Below are 21013 nucleotides of genomic sequence, written 5' to 3'. Positions count from 1 at the left end.
CTGGCCGGCATCCACGGAATCATGCGGTTGCCGGCCAGCGGCCGGCACTACCAGGAATCGGGCCTTACCCCAAATCCCCCAACCGCGCCTGCAGTGCTGCAATCGCGGCCAGGCCGGCCGTTTCCGTGCGCAGGATGCGCGGGCCCAGCTGCAGGCCCTGGAATCCTGCCGCCGCCAACTGATCCCGGTCGCGCGGCGACCAGCCACCTTCCGGGCCGATCGCGATCACGATGCCGCCTGCCGGAGCGGCCGCCAGCGTCGACAAGCGATGTGTGCCCAGCGGGTCCAGGGTCAGCCGCAGCGTATCGGGCGGCAGCGCCGCTGCCGCCTGCGCCAGCGACAGCGGGGATCCCACCTGCGGAATGCGCGCGCGCCCGGACTGGCCGCAGGCTGAGGTCACCACGTTGTTCCAGTGCGCCACGCGCTTCTCCGCGCGTGCTGCATCGAGCTTCACCTCGGTGCGCTCGGCGTTGACCGGAATGATCGCCGCCACGCCCAGTTCGGTGGCCTTCTGCAGGATCAGGTCCATCTTCTCGCCACGGGCGATGCCCTGCAGCAGGGTGATCGCCAGCGGCGATTCGTTGTCGATGGCCTGCACCGCGTCGATGCGCACCTGAACCTCGCGCTTGCCGGCCACGGTCAGCGTGGCGCTGTAGTCATGGCCGTCGCCGTTGAACAGCACGCAGGTGTCTCCCTCGCGCAGGCGCATCACCCGTACCAGGTGGTTGGCGGTCTCTTCCGGCAGGGTCACGGTCTGGCCGCTGTGCAGCGCCAGGTCGATGGGGCAGCGGGTCACGCGCATGCAATCGCCTCGTCAATCGCCGCCAGCGTGGTATGTGCCAGCAGCTCCAGTTGTTCGTCATCCACGCAATAGGGTGGCATCCAGTACAGCACGTCGCCCAGCGGACGCAGTACCACACCGCGCTTCAGCGCGGCCTTGTAGGCGTGCAGGCCCAGCCGCATGGCCGGGTCGAACGGTGTGCGCTTGTTGCCATCGCGCGACAGCTCGAACGCCACCACCATGCCGGCCTGGCGCACGTCGGCCACGTGCGGATGGTCGCTGAACGGTGCGGCCAGCGTGCCCATCACCGAGGCGATGCCGCGGTTGCGCGCGATCACATCGTCGTCGCGGAAGATGTCCAGCGTCGCCAGCGCGGCCGCGCAGGCCAGCGGGTTGCCGGTGTAGCTGTGTGAATGCAGGAAGGCGCGCTCGCGCGAGTCGTCGAGGAACGCGTCGTACAGGGCCTGCGTGGCCAGTACCGCGGCAAGCGGCAGGAAGCCGCCGGTCAGGCCTTTCGAGAGGCACATCAGGTCCGGCATCACCCCGGCCTGCTCGCAGGCGAACAGGGTGCCGGTGCGGCCGAAACCGGTGGCGATCTCGTCGGCGATCATGAATGCACCGTGCGCATCGCACAGTTCGCGCACGCGCTGCAGGTACACCGGGTCGTGCATGCGCATGCCGCCGGCGCACTGCAGGCGCGGTTCCAGGATCACCGCGCAGATCTCGCCCGGGTGCTGGTCGAACAGCGTGGCCAGTCCATCCGCGGCCTGCCGCGCGCGATCTGCCGCACTCTGGCCCGGCTCGGCCAGGTAAGCGTCGGGCGAGGGCGCGAACAGGCCTTCGGCCAGCAGCGGTGCATAGACACGGCGGTACAGGGGGATGTCGCCCAGCGCGAGCGCGCCCAGGGTCTCGCCGTGGTAGCCGTTCTCCAGTGCGATGAACCGCGTGCGCCGCGGCTCGCCACGGTTCTGGAAATACTGGAAGGCCATCTTCAGCGCCACTTCCACGCCGGCGGAGCCGTTGTCAGCGTAGAACACCTTGGCCAGCGGTTCGCGGCCGGGCTGCCGCGGGGCCAGCGCCAGCAGGCGTTCGGCCAGGGTGATGGCTGGCTCATGACCGAAGCCGGCCAGCATCACCTGTTCCAGCTGCGTGGCCTGGGCGGCGATGGCACCACCGATGCGCGGTTCGGCATGACCGAACAGGTTGGTCCACCAGCTGCTGACCGCATCCAGATAGCGATTGCCGTCGTGGTCGATCAGCCAGGCACCTTCGCCGCGGGCGATCGGCACCAGCGGCAGGGTGTGCGGATGCTCGCGCATCTGCGTGCAGGGGTGCCACAGCACCTGCAGGTCGCGCTGCCGCCAATGGCGGGCCAGCGGGGAGGGGGTTGGGTCTGCTAGCATTTCGGGCTCATGAACATGTTGCTGCCTGCACATTCTATCGGCCCCGGCGCAGGCGCCGGCCGCCGCGGAGATTCCGCATGAACGATGACCGTGCCGGCCGTCGCTTGCCGATCATCCATCGGATCACCGATGAGGAGAACGGTCCCTTCCAGCGCCAGCACCTGGACCTGGAGTTCTCCAACGGCGAACGCCGCCGCTTCGAGCGGCTGGTCAGCCGGGGGCATGGCGCGGTGGTGGTGGTGCCGATGCTCGACGACGAAACCGTGCTGCTGGTACGTGAATACGCCGCCGGCATGCACCGCTACGAACTGGGCCTGGTCAAGGGCCGGATCGATGCCGGCGAGACCCCCGAGCAGGCCGCCGACCGCGAACTGAAGGAAGAGGCCGGTTACGGCGCGCGCCGGGTGGATGTGCTGCGCGCGATGACCCTGGCCCCGACCTACATGAGCCACCAGTCGTGGCTGGTGGTGGCGCGCGACCTGTACCCGGAAAAGCTGGCCGGCGACGAGCCGGAAGAGCTGGAAGTCGTCCCGTGGAAGCTGGCCGAGTTGGACCAGCTGATGCTGCGCGAGGACTTCTCCGAGGGACGCTCGCTGGCGGCGCTGTTCATTGCCCGCCAGTGGCTGCAGGGATTGCGATGATCAAACTGACCACGGACCTGCGCGAGACCGCCATCGCCATTGCCCAGGAAGCCGGACAGGCCATCATGCAGGTCTATGCCGATGGCTTCGACGTGCAGCTCAAGGACGACAACAGCCCGGTCACCGCCGCCGACCTGGCCGCCAACCAGGTCATCGAACAGGGCCTGCAGCAGCTGACCCCGGATCTGCCGATCCTGTCCGAGGAATCGGCGCAGGTACCCTGGGAGCAGCGCCGCCACTGGGGCGCCTACTGGCTGGTCGATCCGCTCGATGGCACCCGTGAGTTCGTCAAGCGCAACGGCGAGTTCAGCGTCAACATCGCATTGATCTACCAGGGCGCGCCGGCCTTCGGCGTGGTGCTGGCGCCGGTCACCGGCATCGTCTGGCATGCCATGCGTGGTGAGCTGGCATACCGTCGCCAGGGCCTGCACGACACCGTGCTGCGCACCCGCACGCCGGCCACCGCACCGCTGCGGGTTGCCGCCAGCCGCTCGCACCGCTCACCGGAAACCGAGGCGCTGCTGGCGAGGATGGGGCGCATCGAGACCATCGCGCAGGGCTCGTCGCTGAAATTCTGCCGGATCGCCGAAGGTGGCCTGGATGTCTATCCGCGTCTGGGCCCGACCTCCGAATGGGATACCGCCGCCGGCCAGTGCGTACTGCACGCCGCCGGCGGTGCGGTACTGTCGGCAGCGACCGGCAAGCCGTTCCGCTACAACCGCCGCGAGACCCTGTTGAACGGCGATTTCATTGCCCTTGGTGACACCAGCCTGCCGTGGCGCGACTGGTTGTCCGACTGACCCTGGAGGCCGCATGAGCGCGCATGACACCCCCATCGCCGGCAGTGCAGCCAGCAATGAACTGGAACGCCTGCTGGCGATCATGGCGCGCCTGCGCGATCCGCAGGGCGGCTGCCCCTGGGACCTGGAACAGAACTTCGCGACCATCGCGCCGTACACCATTGAGGAAGCCTACGAGGTGGCCGATGCCATCGATCGGGGCGACCTCGATGATCTCTGCGATGAGCTGGGCGACCTGCTGCTGCAGGTGGTGTTCCATGCGCGCATGGCCGAGGAGCAGGGTGCCTTCGCCTTCGCCGAGGTCGCGCGCGCGATCAGCGACAAGATGCAGCGCCGCCACCCGCACGTGTTCGCCGATGTCAGCGTCGATGACGCCGACGGGGTGATGCGTAACTGGGATGCGATCAAGCGCGCCGAGCGAGTCGCCAAAGGAGAGCAGGACACTTCCGCGCTGGCCGGCATCTCGCGTGGCCTGCCCGAATGGCAGCGAGCGGTGAAGCTGCAGTCGCGCGCGGCCAAGGTCGGTTTCGACTGGCCGGGCCCGTTGCCGGTGCTGGACAAGGCGGCGGAGGAACTGCAGGAGTTGCGCGAGGAGTTCGAGCGTGGCGACATCGCCGGCAACAAGGCGCGCCTGCAGGAAGAGCTGGGCGACCTGCTGTTCGTCTGCGCCAACCTGGCGCGCCACGCCGATATCGATCTGGGTGCGGCGCTGCGCGGGGCCAACCACAAGTTCGAACGCCGCTTCCGTGCGATGGAAGCGCAGGCTGACGCCCAGGGTGGAGCGCTGGCGTCGATGGACCTGGATGCGCAGGAAGCACTGTGGCAGCACGCCAAGGCGGCGGAGAAGGCGTGAAGACGCTCGCGCTGTTCCTGCTGACCGCGCTGGCCGAAATTGTCGGCTGCTACCTGCCGTGGTTGTGGCTGCGCAAGGGTGGCAGCGTGTGGCTGCTGCTGCCGGCTGCCGCCAGCCTGGCCCTGTTCGCCTGGCTGCTGACCCTGCACCCGACCGCCAGTGGCCGGGTCTATGCGGCCTACGGTGGTGTCTACATCGGCACCGCGCTGTTCTGGCTGTGGCTGGTCGATGGCATCCGCCCCAGCCGCTGGGACCTGTTCGGCGCAGCCCTGTGCCTGGCCGGCATGGCGGTGATCATGTTCGGGCCGCGCACGCCCCCGGTGTAGCGTCGAGCCATGTTCGGCCGCTTCGGCTTTTGTAGCGTCGAGCCATGCTCGACCGCTTCGGCTTTTGTAGCGTCGAGCCATGCTCGACCGCTTCGGCTTTTGTAGCGTCGAGCCATGCTCGACCGCTTCGGCTTTTGTAGCGTCGAGCCATGCTCGACCGCTTCGGCTTTTGTAGCGTCGAGCCATGCTCGACGGCTTCCGCTCTTATGTAGAGTCGAGCCATGCTCGACTGCAACTGGGAGGGCCAGTCGAGCATGGCTCGACGCTACAAAGGCAGCGCCACCGGCTCATGCACTGCCTTGTCAGAATCGGCCACGCCGTCCAGGCCGCTTTCCCTCCCAGGAAGGCGCATGATGGCGGTGACCACGGCCCCCGGAGCACGCATATGTCCCGCTTCGCCAGCTTCCGCGAGTTCTATCCGTTCTATCTCAGCGAGCACCGCCACCCGGTATCGCGCCGGCTGCACTTCGTCGGCAGCTGCGGCGTGCTGCTGCTGGTCGTTGCAGCGATCCTGCGCGGGCAGCCGGTGCTGTTGCTGGCCGCCCTGTTCTGCGGTTACAGCTTCGCCTGGGTCGGCCATTTCTTCTTCGAGAAGAACCGCCCGGCCACCTTCCAGCACCCGCTGTACTCGTTCATGGGCGACTGGGTGATGTTCGCCGACATCCTGCGCGGGCGCGTGCCTTGGTAGCTCCGCTGTGAATGTGGCCTTCACGCGCTATGCTGGGGCCTGGACGTCATAGATAAGGAAAGCAAGATGTTCCCGACCATGTTCTTTACCGTGGTACTGGCCTTCGTGGCCGTGGTCATCCTGTTCAAGGCAGTACGGATGGTGCCCCAGGGCTACGAGTGGACCGTCGAGCGCTTCGGGCGCTACACGCACACCATGACCCCCGGCCTGCATTTCCTGATCCCGATCGTGTACGGGGTGGGGCGCAAGGTGAACATGATGGAGCAGGTGCTGGACGTGCCCAGCCAGGAAGTGATCACCAAGGACAACGCCGCCGTGCGCGTGGACGGCGTGGTGTTCTTCCAGGTACTGGATGCCGCCAAGGCCGCCTATGAGGTGGCCAACCTGGAAGTGGCGATGATCGCCCTGGTGCAGACCAACATCCGTACCGTGATCGGTTCGATGGATCTGGATGAATCGCTCAGCCAGCGCGAGGTGATCAATGCCCAGCTGCTGAGCGTGGTCGACCATGCCACCAATCCCTGGGGCGTGAAGGTCAACCGCATCGAGATCCGCGACATCCAGCCGCCGCGCGATCTGCTGGATGCGATGGCGCGGCAGATGAAGGCCGAGCGCGAAAAGCGCGCGCAGATCCTCGAGGCAGAGGGTTCACGGCAGTCGGAGATCCTGCGCGCCGATGGCGAGAAGCAGGCCACCGTGCTGGAAGCCGAAGGCCGCCGCGAAGCCGCGTTCCGCGATGCCGAGGCGCGCGAGCGCCTGGCCGAGGCCGAAGCGATGGCGACCAAGGTGGTGTCGGCGGCGATTGCCGAGGGTGACGTGCAGGCGATCAACTACTTTGTCGCCCAGAAGTACGTGGAAGCGTTCAAGGAGCTGGCCAGTTCGCCGAACCAGAAGCTGGTGCTGATGCCGATGGAGGCCAGTGGCGTGATCGGTTCGATCGCGGGCGTGGCCGAACTGGCGAAGCAGGCGCTGGCCAGCCAGGACAACAAGGCCGCCGGCAAGCGGCCGCCGCCGCTCGGAGGCTGACATGCGCTGGGAAGTCGTCGGTTGGGGCGCGCTGGCGCTGCTGCTGTTCGCTGCCGAAGCGCTGGCGCCGGGTGCGTTCATGCTGTGGATCGGCATTGGCGCGGCGGCAGTGTTCGTACTGGTTGCGGTGTTCAGCGACATTCCACTGTTGTGGCAGGTGATCGCCTTCGTCCTGCTGAGTGTGGTCTCGATCCAGTGCTACCGGCGCTGGGGGAGGCCGCGGGCACGGCCCAGCGATGCGCCGTTGCTCAACCGCCGTGCCGAGCAGCTGGTCGGCCGGGAGGTGGTACTGCAGCAGGCCATCGTCGGTGGCCAGGGACGGGTCAGCATTGACGATGCGTCCTGGCAGGTGAGTGGACCGGATCTGCAGGCCGGCAGCCTGGTACGGGTGGTGGCGGTGCAGGGCAGCACGCTGCTGGTCGAAGCGGTGGCCTAGGGGTTCCCAGCCAACGGCGGAGCCCCTCGTGGGTGGTCGCGGAAGGTGGTTCATGTGTCTGGGTCGGGCGGGTTGGGTTCGCGGGACACGCCGTAGACCCCGCTCCGCGGTCCGGCCCAGCCGCTGGCGGCTGCGCGTTCGGTCGCTTGCGAAGCAGTGCTTCGCAAGCAAAGCGCCCTCACCCATGGGGGCTCGATGGCGCCATCCATGGCGCCAACGGTCCCGCGAACCCAACCCGCCCGGCCCCCGACAGTTTCCGTGCGCGTCCAGCCCACGGAAAAAGAAGAAGAGCAAAGAGCAAAAGCACTCGCTCCGACCCGCCCAGGCCGAGTCAATCCAGAGCCGATGAACTCAGGCTTTGCGCTCCAGCTGTAGAAAGCGGCGCCGGCCGCAGGCCGGCCAAACACCCCGCTGCGCTGCGGCGCGACCTGCGGGCGACCGATCTGGGATAATGGGGATTCTTGTTTCCTCTGCTGCCGGACCCGGTCATGACCCAGAAGACGCTGCTCAACGATACCCACCGCGCCCTTGGCGCCAAGATGGTCGATTTCGGGGGTTGGGACATGCCCATCCACTACGGCTCGCAGCTCGACGAGCACCACCTCGTTCGTCGCGAGTCGGGTGTGTTCGACGTCAGCCACATGACTGTGGTCGACCTGCGCGGTGATCAGGTCAAGCCGTTCCTGCGCCGCCTGCTGGCCAACTCGGTCGACAAGCTGAAGGTGACCGGCAAGGCGCTGTACTCGTGCATGCTGAATCCGCGCGGCGGCGTCATCGACGACCTGATCGTCTACTACCTGGGCGACGATTTCTTCCGCATGGTGGTCAATGCCTCCACCCGCGAGAAGGACCTGGCTTGGCTGCGCGAGCAGGCTGCACCGTTCGGCGTCACCGTCGAGCAGCGCCCGGACCTGGCCATCCTCGCCGTGCAGGGCCCGCAGGCGCGCGAGATCGTCATCGGCCTGGCCCGCGAAAGCGATCGCGCAGCGCTGGCCAAGCTGGGCCGTTTCGCCGCCCTGCAGGTGCAGTCCGATGACGGCGTCGAACTGTTTGTCGCCCGTACCGGTTACACCGGCGAAGACGGCTTCGAAATCCTGCTGCCGCAGGATGCCGTGGTCGCGTTCTGGAACCGCCTGCTGGCGGCGGGCGTGAAGCCGGCGGGCCTCGGCGCACGCGACACGCTGCGCCTGGAAGCCGGCATGAACCTGTACGGCCAGGACATGGACGAAGAGATCAGCCCGTACGAAGCGGCGCTGGCCTGGACCGTGTCGCTGGACGAAGGCCGCGACTTCATCGGCCGCGAGGTGCTGGAAGCGCAGAAGGCTGCCGGCACCGCCCGCCAGATGATCGGTCTGGTGATGGACGAGAAGGGCGTGCTGCGCCATGGTCAGGCGGTGACCACCGCCGGCGGCCAGGGCGAGATCCTGTCCGGCACCTTCTCGCCGACCCTGGCCAAGGGCATCGCCTTCGCCCGTGTACCGGCCGGTGAACTCGGCGAGGTCACCGTCGACATCCGTGGCCGGCAGGTGCCGGTGCGCGTGGTCAAGTTCCCGTTCGTGCGCGAAGGCCAGGCCCAGCCCGGCGTGCTCGCCGACGCCTGATCCGAAACTGCCGATCGTCACTGACAGCAGTGGCGGCCGGTTGGTTACACTAGCCCCGTTTTTTCCACCCCTGCATATCTCTGGAGCAGTCCCATGAGCGAGATCCCCGGCGACCTCAAGTTCCTCAAGTCCCATGAGTGGGCCCGTGTCGAAGGCAATGGCCGTGTCACCGTCGGTATTTCCGACCACGCCCAGGGCCTGCTGGGTGACCTGGTCTACGTCGAACTGCCGGAAGTCGGCGCCGACGCAAAGGCTGGCGAGCAGATCGCCGTTGTCGAGTCGGTGAAGGCCGCCTCGGACGTCTACAGCCCGATCAGCGGCAAGGTCGTCGAGGTCAACTCGGCGCTGTCCGACAAGCCGGAAACCATCAATGAAGATGCCTACGGCGAAGGCTGGATGTTCGTGGTCGAACTGACCAACGCTGAAGAGGTCAACGAACTGCTGGATCCGGACGCGTATGCCGAAGCCCTGGAAAACGACGACCACTGAGTCGTCACTTCCGGGTTCTGGAACGGCCACCTTCGGGTGGCCGTTTTTGTTTTGGCGAGTGCGTCGGACTCATGACGGCGGGTTCGCTCTGCACCCTCGGCGTGGCATCAGCCGACAGACGAACGGTGCCGATCAGCGTGCGCAGTTTTGCGCAAATCCGCGTTTCCGCCCCGCGCCGAAGCGATCGAATGTGAAAACTTTTCGCCCCCCGTTGCGGCCCCGTTGTGCTGGCGTCGGCGACGGTGCGGGTGACCATCGGCGATGCACGTGCGCTGTTGTCCGGAACATGTGCCTATCTGCGCAGAGTGCTTATTTCAAGTGCTTTTTGTTCAGAGAGCGCATCGACTTCGTCGTATGCGGCGCGCGTGCGCGCCGCTTCAATGGTCGTTGCAGGGCGCGCACGGCGGTGGCGAGGGCGGCGTCCGGGATGGCGCGGATGTGAAAATTTTTCGCGGGGGTTGTTGACAGTAAAAAAAACCGTGATTAGGTTTCGCCTCAGCAGACCTTGCCTGCCCAACCGAGTGCGCAGAATCAATCGTCCGATGCGAAGCAGCCCCTTCAAGACCACCGCGACCCTGATGACGGTGGACATGGCCCCGCTTCCCCCGGAGAAATGCAAGGCAACTCCCGTTCCGATGTCCGCTCCGCCGATCGAGGCGGGCATTGCCGCATCCGTAACGGCGCGCCTGACGCGCCGGCGGTCCCCGCACGCAGCATCCGCGGGTTTGATCCACCTGGGCGTTTCAACTCCCTATCACTGACGAGGAGCCATCCCATGGCAACCAAGAAAGCTGCGAAGAAGAAGCCCGCCGCCAAGAAAGCGGTGAAGAAGGTCGCGAAGAAGGCCGCTGCCAAGAAGGCAGTGAAGAAGGTCGCGAAGAAGGCGACCGCCAAGAAGGCAGTGAAGAAGGCTGCGAAGAAGGTCGCCAAGAAGACCACTGCGAAGAAGGCAGTGAAGAAGGCGGCGAAGAAGGTAGCCAAGAAGTCCACTGCCAAGAAGGCCGTCAAGAAGACCGCGAAGAAGGCCGTCAAGAAGGTAGCCAAGAAGGCCACCAAGAAGACTGCCAAGAAGGCAACGGCCCGCAAGCCGGCCAAGAAGGTCGCGAAGAAGGCCACTGCCAAGAAGGCCGTCAAGAAGACCGCCAAGAAGGCAGTAAAGAAGACCGCGAAGAAGGCGAGCAAGAAGGCTGCCCCGAAGAAGGCAGCGAAGAAGGTTGCCAAGCGCAAGCCGGCCGCCCGCAAGAAGAAGGCTGCTCCGGTCGCTCTGCCGGCAACCCCGGCGCCGCTGATCTAAGTACTTCCCGATAGCCGCATCCTGAAACCCCCTTCCCTGACTGCCCAGCGGGGAGGGGGTTTTTTTATGGGCCGTTTGCAGGGGCGAGCCGTGCTCGACTGCTTTTCTGACGGTCGACGCTAGCGGTGCGGCGCCGGTGGAAAGCGCTCCACCAGGAAGTCCAGGAAGCTGCGCAGGCGGGTCGAGTGGTAGCGATCGTGGGCGTAGACCACGTGCATCGGCCGACCGGTCTGGCCGAACTCAGGGAACAGCTGCACCAGGCGTCCGGTGTCGATGTCGGCAGCCAGCAGCAGTGCCGACTGCAGCACGATGCCCAGCCCATGCAGCGCTGCCGTGCGCAGCGCTTCGCCGTTGTTGATCTGCAGCCGGCCGCCAGGCACACGCTCGAGTTCGCCAGCATCGGCCTGCAGCCACTGTGCGAGTGCGCTCGGTTCGAAGGACAGGCACTGATGCAGGGCGAGGTCCTGCAGGCTGCGAGGCGTGCCATGCCTGGCCAGGTACGCCGGCGATGCGCACATCATCAAGCGATACGGTGCCAGCGCACGCGCCACCAGCATGCTGCTGTCGGCCAGCGTGCCGATGCGCAGCGCCGCTTCGAAACCCTCCTCGGCGAGGTCGACAACGCGGTCGCTCAGCGTGACTTCGACCCGGACATCCGGATGGCGCGCCATGTATTCGGCCAGTGCCGGTACCAGTGCGTGCGTGCCGAAGATCACCGGCGCACTGATGCGCAACGTGCCTGCCGGTGCCAGCTGCTGGTGCTGCGCCTGTGCGTCCGTTTCTTCCACCAGCCGCAGGATCTCCCGGCAGCGGGTGTAGTAGTCCTCGCCGAAGGGCGTCATGTGCTGGCGCCGGGTGGTACGGCTCAACAGCTGCATCCCCAGCCGTGCTTCCAGCGCACGCAGGTGCTTGCCGGCCATCGTCGCCGAGATATCCATCGCCGCCGCCGCAGCGCTGAGGCTGCCCTTGTCCACGATCAGCACGTAGACCTGCATGCTCTCCAGCAGATTCATCTGACACCCCGGGTGTTGAATGCTGAAACCTGCGCGGAGTTTATCAATCAGGGGTGATCAAACAGCATGTACTGCACGGGCCGGATGTACCGGCTGGTGGATTGGGAGAACATCGTGGATCTGGGGCTTGAAGGGCGTACCGCGCTGGTCACCGGGGCGGGCAGTGGCATCGGTGCCGGTGTGGCCAGGCTGCTGGCGGCACAGGGAGTACGCATTGCGATCAGTGCACGGCGTGCCGAGCCGCTGTATGCACTGGCGGCGGAGATCGAATCTGCAGGCGCGCCGACACCGATCGTCCTGCTGGGCGACCTCACCGATGCGGAGCAGGTACGCCACATTGCGGATGCAGCCTCGGCGGCACTGACGCGTGTCGACATCCTCGTCAATGCGGCTGGAGGAGGCCGGCCGACCACGGTGGATGCGGGGGACGATGTCTGGGAGGAAGCCATGGCCTTGAACTTCTCTTCGGCACGACGCCTGACCCAGGCACTGCTGCCGGCGATGCAGGCGCAGGGCTGGGGGCGGGTGATCAACCTCAGCGGTTCAATGGAACCGCGCGCGGTGAATGCTGCCACGGCGGCGAAGGCGGCGTTGCATCTGTGGAGCAAAGGGCTGTCGTCGGCGCTGGCCTCACAGGGCATCACGGTCAATGCAATCGCGCCGGGACGCATCAACAGTGCTCAGATCCGGGACCGCCTGCATCCCACCGAGGAAAGCCGGCGTGAGTTCATCGAACGCAACATTCCGATCGGGCGTTTTGGTGATCCGGAGGAGGTGGCGCCGCTGGTGGCCTTTCTTGCCTCGCCCTTGGCCGGCTACATCACCGGCGCGGTGATTCCGGTGGATGGCGGCATGCACTACTTCGCGCATTAGCCTTCCGTTTGTAGAGTCGAGCCATGCTCGACTGCTTTGCCCGAACAGTCGAGCACGGCTCGACTCTACGACTGCCAACAAAAAGGGCGACCCGCAGGCCGCCCTTCGCACACACGGTGAAGCCCGCCAACTCAGCGCGGCGAGGCCACCGCACGGTTGCTCGAAGCACCCTTGCCCTTGCGCTTGTCCTGCTGCGCCGGGCTCGCGCCTTCGGCCATCAGGTTGTCACTGCCGAAGTCGGTGTCCACGTCCAGCCAGCGCTGCGTCGGCAGGCCGAGCGCGGAATCGAGCACCGTCGGCAGCAGGCCGCTGGGCAGGCCGCTTTCGCCGTTCCACATGATGGCGATGCCGAGATCGCGTTCCGGCACCAGCGCGACCAGGCCGCGATAGCCCTGCACGGCACCGGCATGGAACACCACATCGTGGCCGGCGTAGTCGAAGGTGCGCCAGCCCAGTGCGTAGCCGGCCGAATGCAGGCGCTCGCGGCGCCAGCCCGAACGCATTTCGCCCGGGGTGTTGATCAGGCTCGAATGCAGGGTGGCCAGCAGCGGTGCCGGCAGCACGTCCGGGCGATGGCCGGTGTGGGCCAGCAGCCACTGCGCCATGTCGCTGGCGCTGGCGTTGACGCCGGCGGCCGGGGCGACGCGGTAGTAGGTCGGCTTCGGTGTCAGCGACACCCAGCCATTGCGGCTGCGCACGTGCGGACGCGCCCAGCGCGAGCTGGCCTGGATGCCGGCCAGGCCGAGGCTGGCATCGTTCATGCCCAGCGGCTTGAAGATGCGGCGCTCGACCGACTGCTCGTAGAAGCTCCCCGAGGCGGCATAGACCACGTCGCCGATCAGGCTGAAGGCCACGTTCTGGTAGGCGTAGCAGTCGCCCGGCAGGCACTTCAGGCTGGTATTGGCCAGCTTCTGGGTGAGTGCGTAGTACTCGGCGTTGCCTTCGATGTCGCGGTCGTAGGCGTTGTACGGCAGGCCGACGCGGTGGCTGAGCACGTCGGCCACGGTCAGGCGATCGGTCGCTTCCGGAGAGTTCAGGCGGAAGCCCGGCACATAGTCGGTGACCTTGCTGTCCCAGCGCAGCGTGCCATCGTTGACCAGCAGTCCGGCCATGGTGCCGGCGAAGGCCTTGGACAGCGATGCCAGGCGGAACACGGTGTGGGCGTCGACCGGCAGCGGGTTGTTGACATCGGTAACGCCATAACCACGCGCGCTGAGTACGCGGCCACCCTGCACGATGGCCACGGCCATGCCGGGCACACGCTCGCCATAGGTGAGCTGCTGCGCCATCGATTCGATGTTGGCCACGTTGAAACCGGCCGCCGGCAGCTGCACCTGCGGCACCAGGCCGGTGCGGTAAGCGGCGGGCTGGGTGTGGGCGACGGCGGTGGCGGCGGATTCGATGTTGGCCGGCATCGGCGGTAATGGCGGCGGGGTCTGCGCGGTGGTGGACAAGGCAACGGGCATCAACATGCCCAGCAAACCGGTGGCCGCCGAACGGATCGGACGACGCAGGCTGTTCTTTTTCATCGTGGAGACCCGTGCGCGACTGCTGATGGCGATTCTAGCGCCGCTTTTCCCTTGTGCACAAACAAAGCGAAGATGAATGCGCATCTCGTTGAAAAAGTTGGAATTTTGACGCCCCGAAAGCATGTGTCGGAACGTGTCGTCCGGGCGGGGCCGTGACACTGCGTTGCGGCCTTCTGCGAGGCTGCTGCTGGCGATGTTGCAGTGCATTGGCTAACGTACGCGCTTCACCGCCCCGGAGCCTGCCATGCCGCTGTCCAACCGCCGTCTTCTGGCGAGGGACACCGCGTGAGCGCGGTGAAGGGCAAGGGGCCGTTGCGTGGGCTGACGGCGGCACTGCGTGAGTCGCCGGCGCTGTGGTGGTCGTTCCTGTACTTCTTCTGCCTGCTCAGCGGCTACTACGTGCTGCGCCCGGTGCGGGAGGCGATGGCCGCCTCGGCCGACCTGGAAACGGTGTTCCCGCCGATGCTGATCGCCTGGTTCGCCAGTCATGGCATCGCGCTGAAGGATTTCGTCCTGCAGTTCCTGTTCTCCTGCGTGTTCGTGATCATGCTGGTGCTGCAGCCGGTGTACGGCTGGCTGGTCAGCCGCTTCCCACGGCGGGTGTTCCTGCCGGCGGTGTATGGGTTCTTCATCGTCACCTTGCTGGGTTTCTACGTACTGTTCGACAGCGGTGTGCCGGGCCGCGGCATGGCGTTCTTTTTCTGGATCACCGTCTTCAACCTGTTCGCGGTGGCGGTGTTCTGGAGCTTCATGGCCGATGTGTTTTCCAACGCGCAGGCACGAGCCTTCTACGGTTACATCGGCGCGGCCGGCACCATCGGTGCCATTCTCGGGCCGATCATCACCGGTGCCCTGGTGCAGCGTGTGGGCATCGCCAACCTGATGCTGGTCTCGGCCGGATTCCTCGCCATCTGCTTGTTGAGCATCTGGCGACTACGGCACTGGGCGGTGCTGCGTGAGCAGGAGCAGCAGCTGGTATCCGGCGAGCAGCCGATGGGGGGCAGCGTGCTGGACGGTCTGAAACTGATCGTGCGTGAGCCGTTGCTGCGCTGGCTGGCGATCATGGTGGTGTTCGGTGTGGGCGTGGGCACCCTGCTGTACAACCAGCAGGCCAGCATCGTGCGTGCGGCGTTCAACGATGCAGGCGCTGCCACGGCCTTCTTCTCGCGTATCGACCTGGCGGTGAACGCACTGGCGCTGCTGATGCAGCTCGGCCTGACCCGCTGGCTGCTGTCGCGCCACGGTATCGCGCCGGCCCTGTTGATCCCTGGTTTTGCGATCCTGATCGGCTTTTCGGTGCTTGCCGCTTCACCCATGCCGTTGATGGTCGCAGTGGTGCAGGTGATGACCCGCGCCAGCGAGTTCGCATTGGCCAAGCCGGCACGCGAAACCATCTATACCCGCGTGGACCGGCAGTGGCGCTACAAGGCCGGTGCGGCCATCGATACCGTGGTGTACCGCGGCGCGGACCTGAGCTTTGCGTGGGTGCACAAGGGCTTGTCGCTGTTTGGTTCACACGTGGTGTTCATCGGCGGCGTGGTGGTTGCCGCGTGCATGACCGCCGCCGCATTCGGTGTGCTGCGCGAAGAAAAGAAGCTGCCGCGCGACCGCTGAGCCGCGCGGGGTCGGCTCCCTCTCCCACGGAGAGGCTCTGACCCCATCACCCCATCCATCTATCCAAGGAACCGCCCATGTACTGGATCGCACTCGCCCTGACCCTGCTGGTCGCCCTGCTGCACGTCTATTTCCTGGTCCTGGAAATGTTCCTGTGGACGCGCCCGCTGGGCCTGAAGACCTTCCGCAACACGCCCGAGAAGGCAGAGACCACGCGCGTGCTGGCGGCCAACCAGGGCCTGTACAACGGCTTTCTGGCGGCGGGCATCGTGGTGGGGCTGGTGATCGGTCAGCCGGTGCTGGTGACGTTCTCGCTGGCCTGCGTGGTGGTGGCCGGGTGCTATGGCGCGTACAGCGTGAGCCGGCGCATTTTCATGATCCAGGCCGTACCGGCCATTCTGGCGCTGGTGTCGCGAGCGCTCTGACGTGGGCGCGTGCTGGCAGGCGCCGCCGCTCAGCGGCTGATGGCGCGCATGAAGCCTAGCCACATTGGCACGGCATGCAGCGCCGCACCCAGCACGAACAGGCCCGTCAGCAGGTGTACGCGCCAGTCGTTGATGCGCAGGAAAATGAATTGCTCAAGTGTGCGGCCCACCCAGAACACCGCCATGAAACCCAGCAGGACCAACCCCAGACGAGTGTCGACCAGGTCCGGGGCAAAGATCAGCGCGATCAGCCCCATTCCCAGGAACACATAGATCACGCGCAGATTGAGGATCTGCATGATCGCGCGGTTGACCGTGCCGAGCTGGGCGAGCTCGCGTTTCCAGCCGAACAGCCGCCAGAACGCCAGATGGAAGGCGGCAAACCCCAGGCTGTGAATGCCTGCCAGGCGCACAAGCAGTTCAGCGGTCGTCATGGTTGATCAGCCTATACGCGGAGGGCGCGGCGATACCCACATCGCGATGGTCGCATGGAACACCTCGGTCCCTGCCGCATCGGTCACGCTGACCTTCACGGGCAGGTCGTAGCCGTCCGCAGCACTGACGATGGACAACATGGGCGTCGCCACGGCCTTCAACGTGCCCAAGGCCTTGGCCTGGTATTTCACTTCCATGCCCTTGGGGATCCAGCGCATGTCTGCCGGCAGGCTGGCGTCCACCATCACCCCGCCGACCAGCTCGGCCAGGTTGCACATCGCGATCGCATGTACCGTGCCGATGTGGTTGTTGATGCGGCGGTGCTGGCGGATCACGCCTTCGCAGCGGCCTGGCTCCAGTGCGGTAATGGTGGGCGAGATGCTGGCGAAGTAGGGTGCCTTGAAGCACACCGCGCGTGAGAACAGCCAGTTGCCGGCAGGCCAGCGCTGCAGGCGGTGGTAAAGCGAGAGCAGGGGCGTGGACATGGTTGATGTTCCGGTCGGCGGATAAAGCGACGGCGGGCCGAGGCCCGCCGTCGTGGCAACGCGTGTCGCGGGCGATCAGGCCGCCTGCGAATGCGGGTCCTTGTGCTGGCAGTCGTAGTAGCTGGCCGCGCGCAGTTCGTGGGTGTCGAAGTCGTCCACGGTGATGGTGTCCAGGGTCAGCGTACGCAGTTCTTCCAGCAGGCTGCGCTCGTCCTGGGTGATCACGCCTTCGGCCACGGCCTCGTCCAGCTGGCTCTTGAAGTCCAGCGCTTCGATGCCCTTGCTCTTCAGCGCCTTCAGGAACTTGCGCTCCACCGGCTCGGCCATGATCGCCTTGCTCAGGTAGCTGTTGATACGGCCGCCCGGGTTGTTCTCGCACGGGGTCAGGAACACGCCGCTGGCCAGACGGTCGCGGGCTTCGTTCGGCGCCATCAGCAGAGCGGCAACACGGCGGCTCAGGCGGTCGCCGGGGGCCTCGGCACGACGGCCCAGCGGGAAGATCAACGCCCACATCAGCCAACCGATCGGACGGATCGGGAAGTTGCGCAGCGCGGCCGACAGCGATTCTTCGATCTTGTGCACGCTGTCGTGGAAGGCCCAGGCCAGCAGCGGCTGGTCGGCCTGCGGTGCGCCTTCGTCGTGGTAGCGCTTGAGCATGGCGCTGGTCATGTAGACGTGGCTCAGCACATCGCCCAGGCGGCCGGACAGCGATTCCTTGAACTTCAGCTTGCCGCCGAGGGTCATCATCGAGATGTCGGCCATCAGCGCCAGGTTGGCCGAGTAACGGTCCAGCTTGCGGAAGTAGCGGCGGGTGTAGGCGTCACCCGGGGCAGCACCGAAGCGTGCACCGGTCAGGCCGAACCAGAACGAACGCACGGCATTGGAGAGGCCATAGCGGATGTGGCCGAACAGGCTGCGATCGAACTCCTGCAGACCGGCACGGGTATCCGGATCCTGCGCAGCCTTCATTTCCTTCAGCACCCACGGGTGGCAGAGGATCGCACCCTGGCCGAAGATCAGCAGGCTGCGGGTCATGATGTTGGCGCCTTCCACGGTGATCGCGATCGGCGCGGCCTGCCAGCTGCGGCCGGCGAAGTTGCGCGGCCCCAGGATGATGCCCTTGCCGCCGATCACGTCCATCATGTCCGAGATCACTTCGCGGCTCATGTTGGTGCAGTGGTACTTGGCGATCGCCGACGGCACCGACGGCACGTCACCACGGTCAACCGCCGCGGCGGTGGCCTGCGACAGCGCACTGATCTTGTAGGCCTTGCCGCCGATGCGGGCCAGCGCTTCTTCCACACCTTCGAAGCGGCCGACCGACAGGCCGAACTGCTTGCGGATGCGCGCATAGGCGCCGGTCACCGCGGCACCGGCCTTGGCACCGCCGCTGGCGGTGGACGGCAGGGTGATCGAGCGACCCACGGCCAGGCACTCGTTGAGCATGTTCCAGCCCTTGCCGGCCATGGCAGCGCCACCGATCAGCTGGGTCAGCGGAATGAACACGTCCTTGCCGCGGATCGGACCGTTCTGGAACGTCGAGTTCAGCGGGAAGTGGCGGCGGCCGATTTCAACACCGGCGGTGTCGCGCGGCAGCAGGCCCAGGGTGATGCCGATGTCGCGGGTATCGCCGATCAGGCCATCCGGATCGTACATGCGGAAGGCCAGGCCGATCAGCGAGGCAACCGGGGCCAGGGTGATGTAGCGCTTGTCGAAGGTCAGCTTGACACCGAGCACCTGCTCGCCGTTCCACTCGCCCTTGCAGACGATGCCGTAATCGGGAATCGAGGTGGCGTCGGAACCGGCGAACGGACCGGTCAGGCCGAAGCAGGGCACTTCGCGGCCATCGGCCAGGCGGGGCAGGTACTGGTCCTTCTGTTCCTGGGTGCCGTAATGCACCAGCAGTTCACCCGGGCCCAGCGAGTTGGGCACGCCGACGGTGGAGCTGACCACCGAAGACACCGACGCCAGCTTCTGGATCACCTTGTGGTGGGCCAGCGCAGAGAAGCCCAGGCCGCCGTACTCCTTCGGGATGATCATGCCGAAGAACTTGTTCTTCTTGATGAAGGCCCACAGTTCCGGCGGCAGGTCGGCGTGGACGTGGGTGATTTCCCAGTCGTTGACCATGGTGCACAGCTCTTCCACCGGGCCATCGAGGAAGGCCTGTTCTTCGGCGGTCAGCTGCGGCTTGGGATAGTTGAGCAGGATGTTCCAGTCCGGATCACCGGTGAACAGTTCACCCTCGAAACCGACCGAGCCGGTTTCCAGCGCGATGCGCTCGGTCTGCGACAGTGGCGGCAGCACCTTGCGGAACACCTTCATCATCGGGCCGGTCAGCAGCGGCTTGCGGATGAACGGCAGCAGCAGCGGCACGGCGATGACGGCCAATACAGCGGCTGCGACGATCGTGGCGGTCTGGTTGACGTACGGAATGAACCAGCAGGCGGCCAGCAGGGCCACGCTGATCAGCGTCCAGGTAACCAGCCGCATGCGGTGGTAGGCGACGAACGCGCCTGCCAGCAGCAGGGCGAGGAAGGGAAGAACGATGCTCATGAGCGTGCTCCGGTGACGTGCTCGTTTGTGGCGGACGAAGCCGCAGCGTCTGCTGCGGGCAACACGTCCAGATAGTCCAACACAGTAGCGGTAAAGGCGTCGTTGTCATCGCCGGCGACCATGTGCGTGGCCTGCGGCAGCTGTACATGACGCGCGTGCGGCGCCAACGCCAGGAATTCGGCCACGGTCTGCGGCGTGACCAGGTCGCTGCGACCGCCGCTGACCAGCAGCAGCGGGCACTTTACCTGGCGCGCGGCTTCGGCCAGTGCGTCCTGGTGCTGTTCGCTGTCGCGGGCCAGTTCGGCCACCAGGCGCGGATCCCAGTGCCAGCGCCAGCGGCCGTGACCGTCTTCGCGCAGCAGCGCGCGCAGCGACTGCTCGGATTTGCGCGGACGGTGCGGCATGTAGGCCGAGATCACGTCGGCGGCCTGGCTCAGCGAGGCGAATCCGTCGGGATGGGCGGTCATGAAGGCGAGGATGCGCTCGACACCGGCGGTATCCCAGCGCGGGGTGATGTCGACCAGCACCATCGCCGAGAACAGGCCCGGCCAGCGCGACTCGGCCAGCAGGCCGAACAGGCCCCCCATCGAGGCCGCAACCAGCACCGGCGGGCGCGGCTGTTCGCCAGCCAGCACGATCAGGTCATCGGCGAACTGTTCGCCGTGATAGGGCAGGTCGGCGGCATTCCAGTCCGAATCGCCGTGACCACGTGCGTCATAAGCCAGCGTCTGCAGGCCGGCTGCAGACAGGGCACGCGCGGTGGCATTCCAAGCGTGACGGGTCTGGCCGAAACCGTGCGCGAACAGCACCCGGCCACGACGACCGTGGTCGCTGGCAGTGGCGGCGAGGCGGGCACCATGGGCCGCCTCCAGGTGCAGGTCATGGAACGCAGCGGGAGTAGGGGACGTAACCATACTTGCTAGTATGGATCGCTTGTGAGGGAAGTCAATACTGCATCGTATGGTGCGGTGCGGCAGCCCTGCGGGAGAGCCCTTTGACGGTTTCGCCCGCAACGGCGTACTGCAACGAACCCCGGCGTATGGTTAAATCAGCCCATGAATCAACCTGACGCTTCCGCCGGCGAACCGCGCGCCGGCCGCAACAGCCGCCTGAGTGCCGAAGACTGGGCCCAGGCGGCCCTCGACCTGATTGCTGAACAAGGCGTAGGCGCCGTTGCGGTGGAACCGCTGGCGCGGCGCCTCGGCGTGACCAAGGGCAGTTTCTATTGGCATTTCCCCTCGCGTGACGCCTTGCTGCAGGCCGCGCTGGAACGCTGGGAACTGTTCGAACAGGAACAGGTGTTCGGCAGCCTGGAAGACGTACCGGACCCGCGCGTGCGCCTGCGCCAGCTGTTCCAGATGGTGGCGCATGAAGTGCAGCCGCACATCATCTACAGCGAGCTGCTGAAGGCATTGGACCATCCGATGGTGCGTCCGGTGATCGACCGCGTGTCGCAGCGCCGCCTCGACTATCTGATCGCCTCGTTCCGCCAGGCAGGGCTCAGCTCGACCGATGCGCGCCACCGCGCACGCCTGGCCTACGCGGCCTATGTCGGCTTCCTGCAGCTGTCCCTGCAGCTGCAGCAGCCCAAGCAGGCGCGCGAGGATTTCGAGGCCTATGTCGAGCATCTCATCGAGACGCTGATTCCGAACGGTTGAAGATTGCCGTACTGGTCACGAGAAAGCCGCGGCATTGCCGCGGCTTTTTTCTTGCGTGCCATCCTTGCGTGCCATCCACGTATTGCCGGA

Annotated in this window: 23 protein-coding genes; 14 read left to right on the top strand and 9 right to left on the bottom strand. The window is 66.1% G+C overall.

Annotation, left to right across the window (positions count from 1 at the left end; translation table 11 throughout):
- Positions 1-64: 64 nt before the first annotated feature.
- On the bottom strand, positions 65-802 hold the full coding sequence (locus ACZK4Z_RS17080; RefSeq protein WP_478444924.1) for a 16S rRNA (uracil(1498)-N(3))-methyltransferase: 738 nt from the start codon (positions 800-802) through the stop codon (positions 65-67).
- Positions 793-2184, bottom strand: coding sequence for an adenosylmethionine--8-amino-7-oxononanoate transaminase (gene bioA, locus ACZK4Z_RS17075; RefSeq protein ID WP_285303450.1), 1392 nt, complete (start codon positions 2182-2184; stop codon positions 793-795). Before bioA ends, ACZK4Z_RS17080 begins: the two co-directional genes overlap by 10 nt.
- A gap of 77 nt (positions 2185-2261) precedes the next feature.
- On the opposite strand from bioA, the gene nudE reads away from it, so the two are divergent.
- The 9 genes from nudE to gcvH all read left to right on the top strand — a co-directional run bounded on the left by nudE (position 2262) and on the right by gcvH (position 9044).
- On the top strand, positions 2262-2825 hold the full coding sequence (nudE, locus tag ACZK4Z_RS17070) for an ADP compounds hydrolase NudE (RefSeq protein WP_010482713.1): 564 nt from the start codon (positions 2262-2264) through the stop codon (positions 2823-2825).
- The gene (cysQ, locus tag ACZK4Z_RS17065; protein WP_049400405.1) at positions 2822-3625 is read left to right on the top strand and encodes a 3'(2'),5'-bisphosphate nucleotidase CysQ; all 804 of its coding nucleotides are present in this window, start codon (positions 2822-2824) and stop codon (positions 3623-3625) included. Before nudE ends, cysQ begins: the two co-directional genes overlap by 4 nt.
- A gap of 13 nt (positions 3626-3638) precedes the next feature.
- Entirely contained in the window at positions 3639-4478 is an 840-nt protein-coding gene (gene mazG / locus ACZK4Z_RS17060; RefSeq protein WP_478450941.1) for a nucleoside triphosphate pyrophosphohydrolase, read from the top strand.
- Positions 4475-4804, top strand: a complete 330-nt coding sequence (locus ACZK4Z_RS17055; RefSeq protein ID WP_032130110.1) for a YnfA family protein — start codon at positions 4475-4477, stop codon at positions 4802-4804. Before mazG ends, ACZK4Z_RS17055 begins: the two co-directional genes overlap by 4 nt.
- Positions 4805-5189: 385 nt before the next feature.
- Complete coding sequence (locus tag ACZK4Z_RS17050; RefSeq protein WP_049422150.1) at positions 5190-5492, top strand: Mpo1-like protein; 303 nt, start codon at positions 5190-5192, stop codon at positions 5490-5492.
- A gap of 66 nt (positions 5493-5558) precedes the next feature.
- Entirely contained in the window at positions 5559-6518 is a 960-nt protein-coding gene (locus ACZK4Z_RS17045; protein ID WP_005410704.1) for an SPFH domain-containing protein, read from the top strand.
- Between the two features lies 1 nt (position 6519).
- Positions 6520-6954 (top strand): NfeD family protein, encoded by a 435-nt coding sequence (locus ACZK4Z_RS17040; protein WP_121504657.1) that lies wholly within the window; start codon positions 6520-6522, stop codon positions 6952-6954.
- A 488-nt stretch (positions 6955-7442) separates the two neighbouring features.
- Positions 7443-8555, top strand: a complete 1113-nt coding sequence (gene gcvT / locus ACZK4Z_RS17035) for a glycine cleavage system aminomethyltransferase GcvT (protein WP_253145504.1) — start codon at positions 7443-7445, stop codon at positions 8553-8555.
- A 93-nt stretch (positions 8556-8648) separates the two neighbouring features.
- The gene (gene gcvH / locus ACZK4Z_RS17030; RefSeq protein WP_005410701.1) at positions 8649-9044 is read left to right on the top strand and encodes a glycine cleavage system protein GcvH; all 396 of its coding nucleotides are present in this window, start codon (positions 8649-8651) and stop codon (positions 9042-9044) included.
- Positions 9045-9336: 292 nt separating this feature from the next.
- On the opposite strand, the gene ACZK4Z_RS17025 is transcribed toward gcvH, so the two are convergent.
- On the bottom strand, positions 9337-9636 hold the full coding sequence (locus ACZK4Z_RS17025) for a hypothetical protein (RefSeq protein WP_478450940.1): 300 nt from the start codon (positions 9634-9636) through the stop codon (positions 9337-9339).
- Positions 9637-9819: 183 nt separating this feature from the next.
- Between ACZK4Z_RS17025 and ACZK4Z_RS17020 the strand changes: the two genes are divergently transcribed.
- A complete protein-coding gene (locus ACZK4Z_RS17020) occupies positions 9820-10338 on the top strand; it encodes a hypothetical protein (RefSeq protein ID WP_478450939.1) in 519 nt (172 codons plus the stop codon).
- A gap of 119 nt (positions 10339-10457) precedes the next feature.
- On the opposite strand, the gene ACZK4Z_RS17015 is transcribed toward ACZK4Z_RS17020, so the two are convergent.
- The gene (locus tag ACZK4Z_RS17015) at positions 10458-11351 is read right to left on the bottom strand and encodes a LysR family transcriptional regulator (protein ID WP_049422154.1); all 894 of its coding nucleotides are present in this window, start codon (positions 11349-11351) and stop codon (positions 10458-10460) included.
- Between the two features lie 114 nt (positions 11352-11465).
- Here ACZK4Z_RS17015 and ACZK4Z_RS17010 point away from each other — a divergent pair, with 114 nt between their 5' ends.
- Positions 11466-12224, top strand: a complete 759-nt coding sequence (locus ACZK4Z_RS17010) for an SDR family NAD(P)-dependent oxidoreductase (protein ID WP_478451552.1) — start codon at positions 11466-11468, stop codon at positions 12222-12224.
- Positions 12225-12355: 131 nt separating this feature from the next.
- Here ACZK4Z_RS17010 and ACZK4Z_RS17005 read toward each other — a convergent pair whose 3' ends face one another.
- Positions 12356-13753 (bottom strand): serine hydrolase domain-containing protein, encoded by a 1398-nt coding sequence (locus ACZK4Z_RS17005; protein WP_032130059.1) that lies wholly within the window; start codon positions 13751-13753, stop codon positions 12356-12358.
- Between the two features lie 285 nt (positions 13754-14038).
- On the opposite strand from ACZK4Z_RS17005, the gene ACZK4Z_RS17000 reads away from it, so the two are divergent.
- The gene (locus ACZK4Z_RS17000) at positions 14039-15367 is read left to right on the top strand and encodes an NTP/NDP exchange transporter (RefSeq protein WP_478450938.1); all 1329 of its coding nucleotides are present in this window, start codon (positions 14039-14041) and stop codon (positions 15365-15367) included.
- A gap of 77 nt (positions 15368-15444) precedes the next feature.
- Complete coding sequence (locus ACZK4Z_RS16995; RefSeq protein WP_277778651.1) at positions 15445-15792, top strand: DUF1304 domain-containing protein; 348 nt, start codon at positions 15445-15447, stop codon at positions 15790-15792.
- A gap of 29 nt (positions 15793-15821) precedes the next feature.
- On the opposite strand, the gene ACZK4Z_RS16990 is transcribed toward ACZK4Z_RS16995, so the two are convergent.
- The 4 genes from ACZK4Z_RS16990 to ACZK4Z_RS16975 form a co-directional block, all read right to left on the bottom strand.
- Entirely contained in the window at positions 15822-16226 is a 405-nt protein-coding gene (locus ACZK4Z_RS16990; RefSeq protein WP_049420963.1) for a hypothetical protein, read from the bottom strand.
- A 6-nt stretch (positions 16227-16232) separates the two neighbouring features.
- Positions 16233-16712, bottom strand: a complete 480-nt coding sequence (locus tag ACZK4Z_RS16985) for a hotdog fold domain-containing protein (RefSeq protein WP_478450937.1) — start codon at positions 16710-16712, stop codon at positions 16233-16235.
- A gap of 75 nt (positions 16713-16787) precedes the next feature.
- Positions 16788-19265, bottom strand: a complete 2478-nt coding sequence (locus tag ACZK4Z_RS16980) for an acyl-CoA dehydrogenase (protein WP_478450936.1) — start codon at positions 19263-19265, stop codon at positions 16788-16790.
- On the bottom strand, positions 19262-20179 hold the full coding sequence (locus tag ACZK4Z_RS16975) for an alpha/beta fold hydrolase (RefSeq protein WP_032130065.1): 918 nt from the start codon (positions 20177-20179) through the stop codon (positions 19262-19264). The genes ACZK4Z_RS16980 and ACZK4Z_RS16975 overlap by 4 nt, the downstream gene beginning before the upstream one ends.
- A 141-nt stretch (positions 20180-20320) precedes the next feature.
- Between ACZK4Z_RS16975 and ACZK4Z_RS16970 the strand changes: the two genes are divergently transcribed.
- A complete protein-coding gene (locus tag ACZK4Z_RS16970) occupies positions 20321-20923 on the top strand; it encodes a TetR/AcrR family transcriptional regulator (protein WP_006464233.1) in 603 nt (200 codons plus the stop codon).
- Positions 20924-21013: the final 90 nt, after the last annotated feature.

The sequence above is a fragment of the Stenotrophomonas sp. 71799_Sma genome, assembly GCF_056482505.1.
Note: the sequence above shows the minus strand (reverse complement) of the source record. Positions and strands in the feature narration are given on the sequence as shown.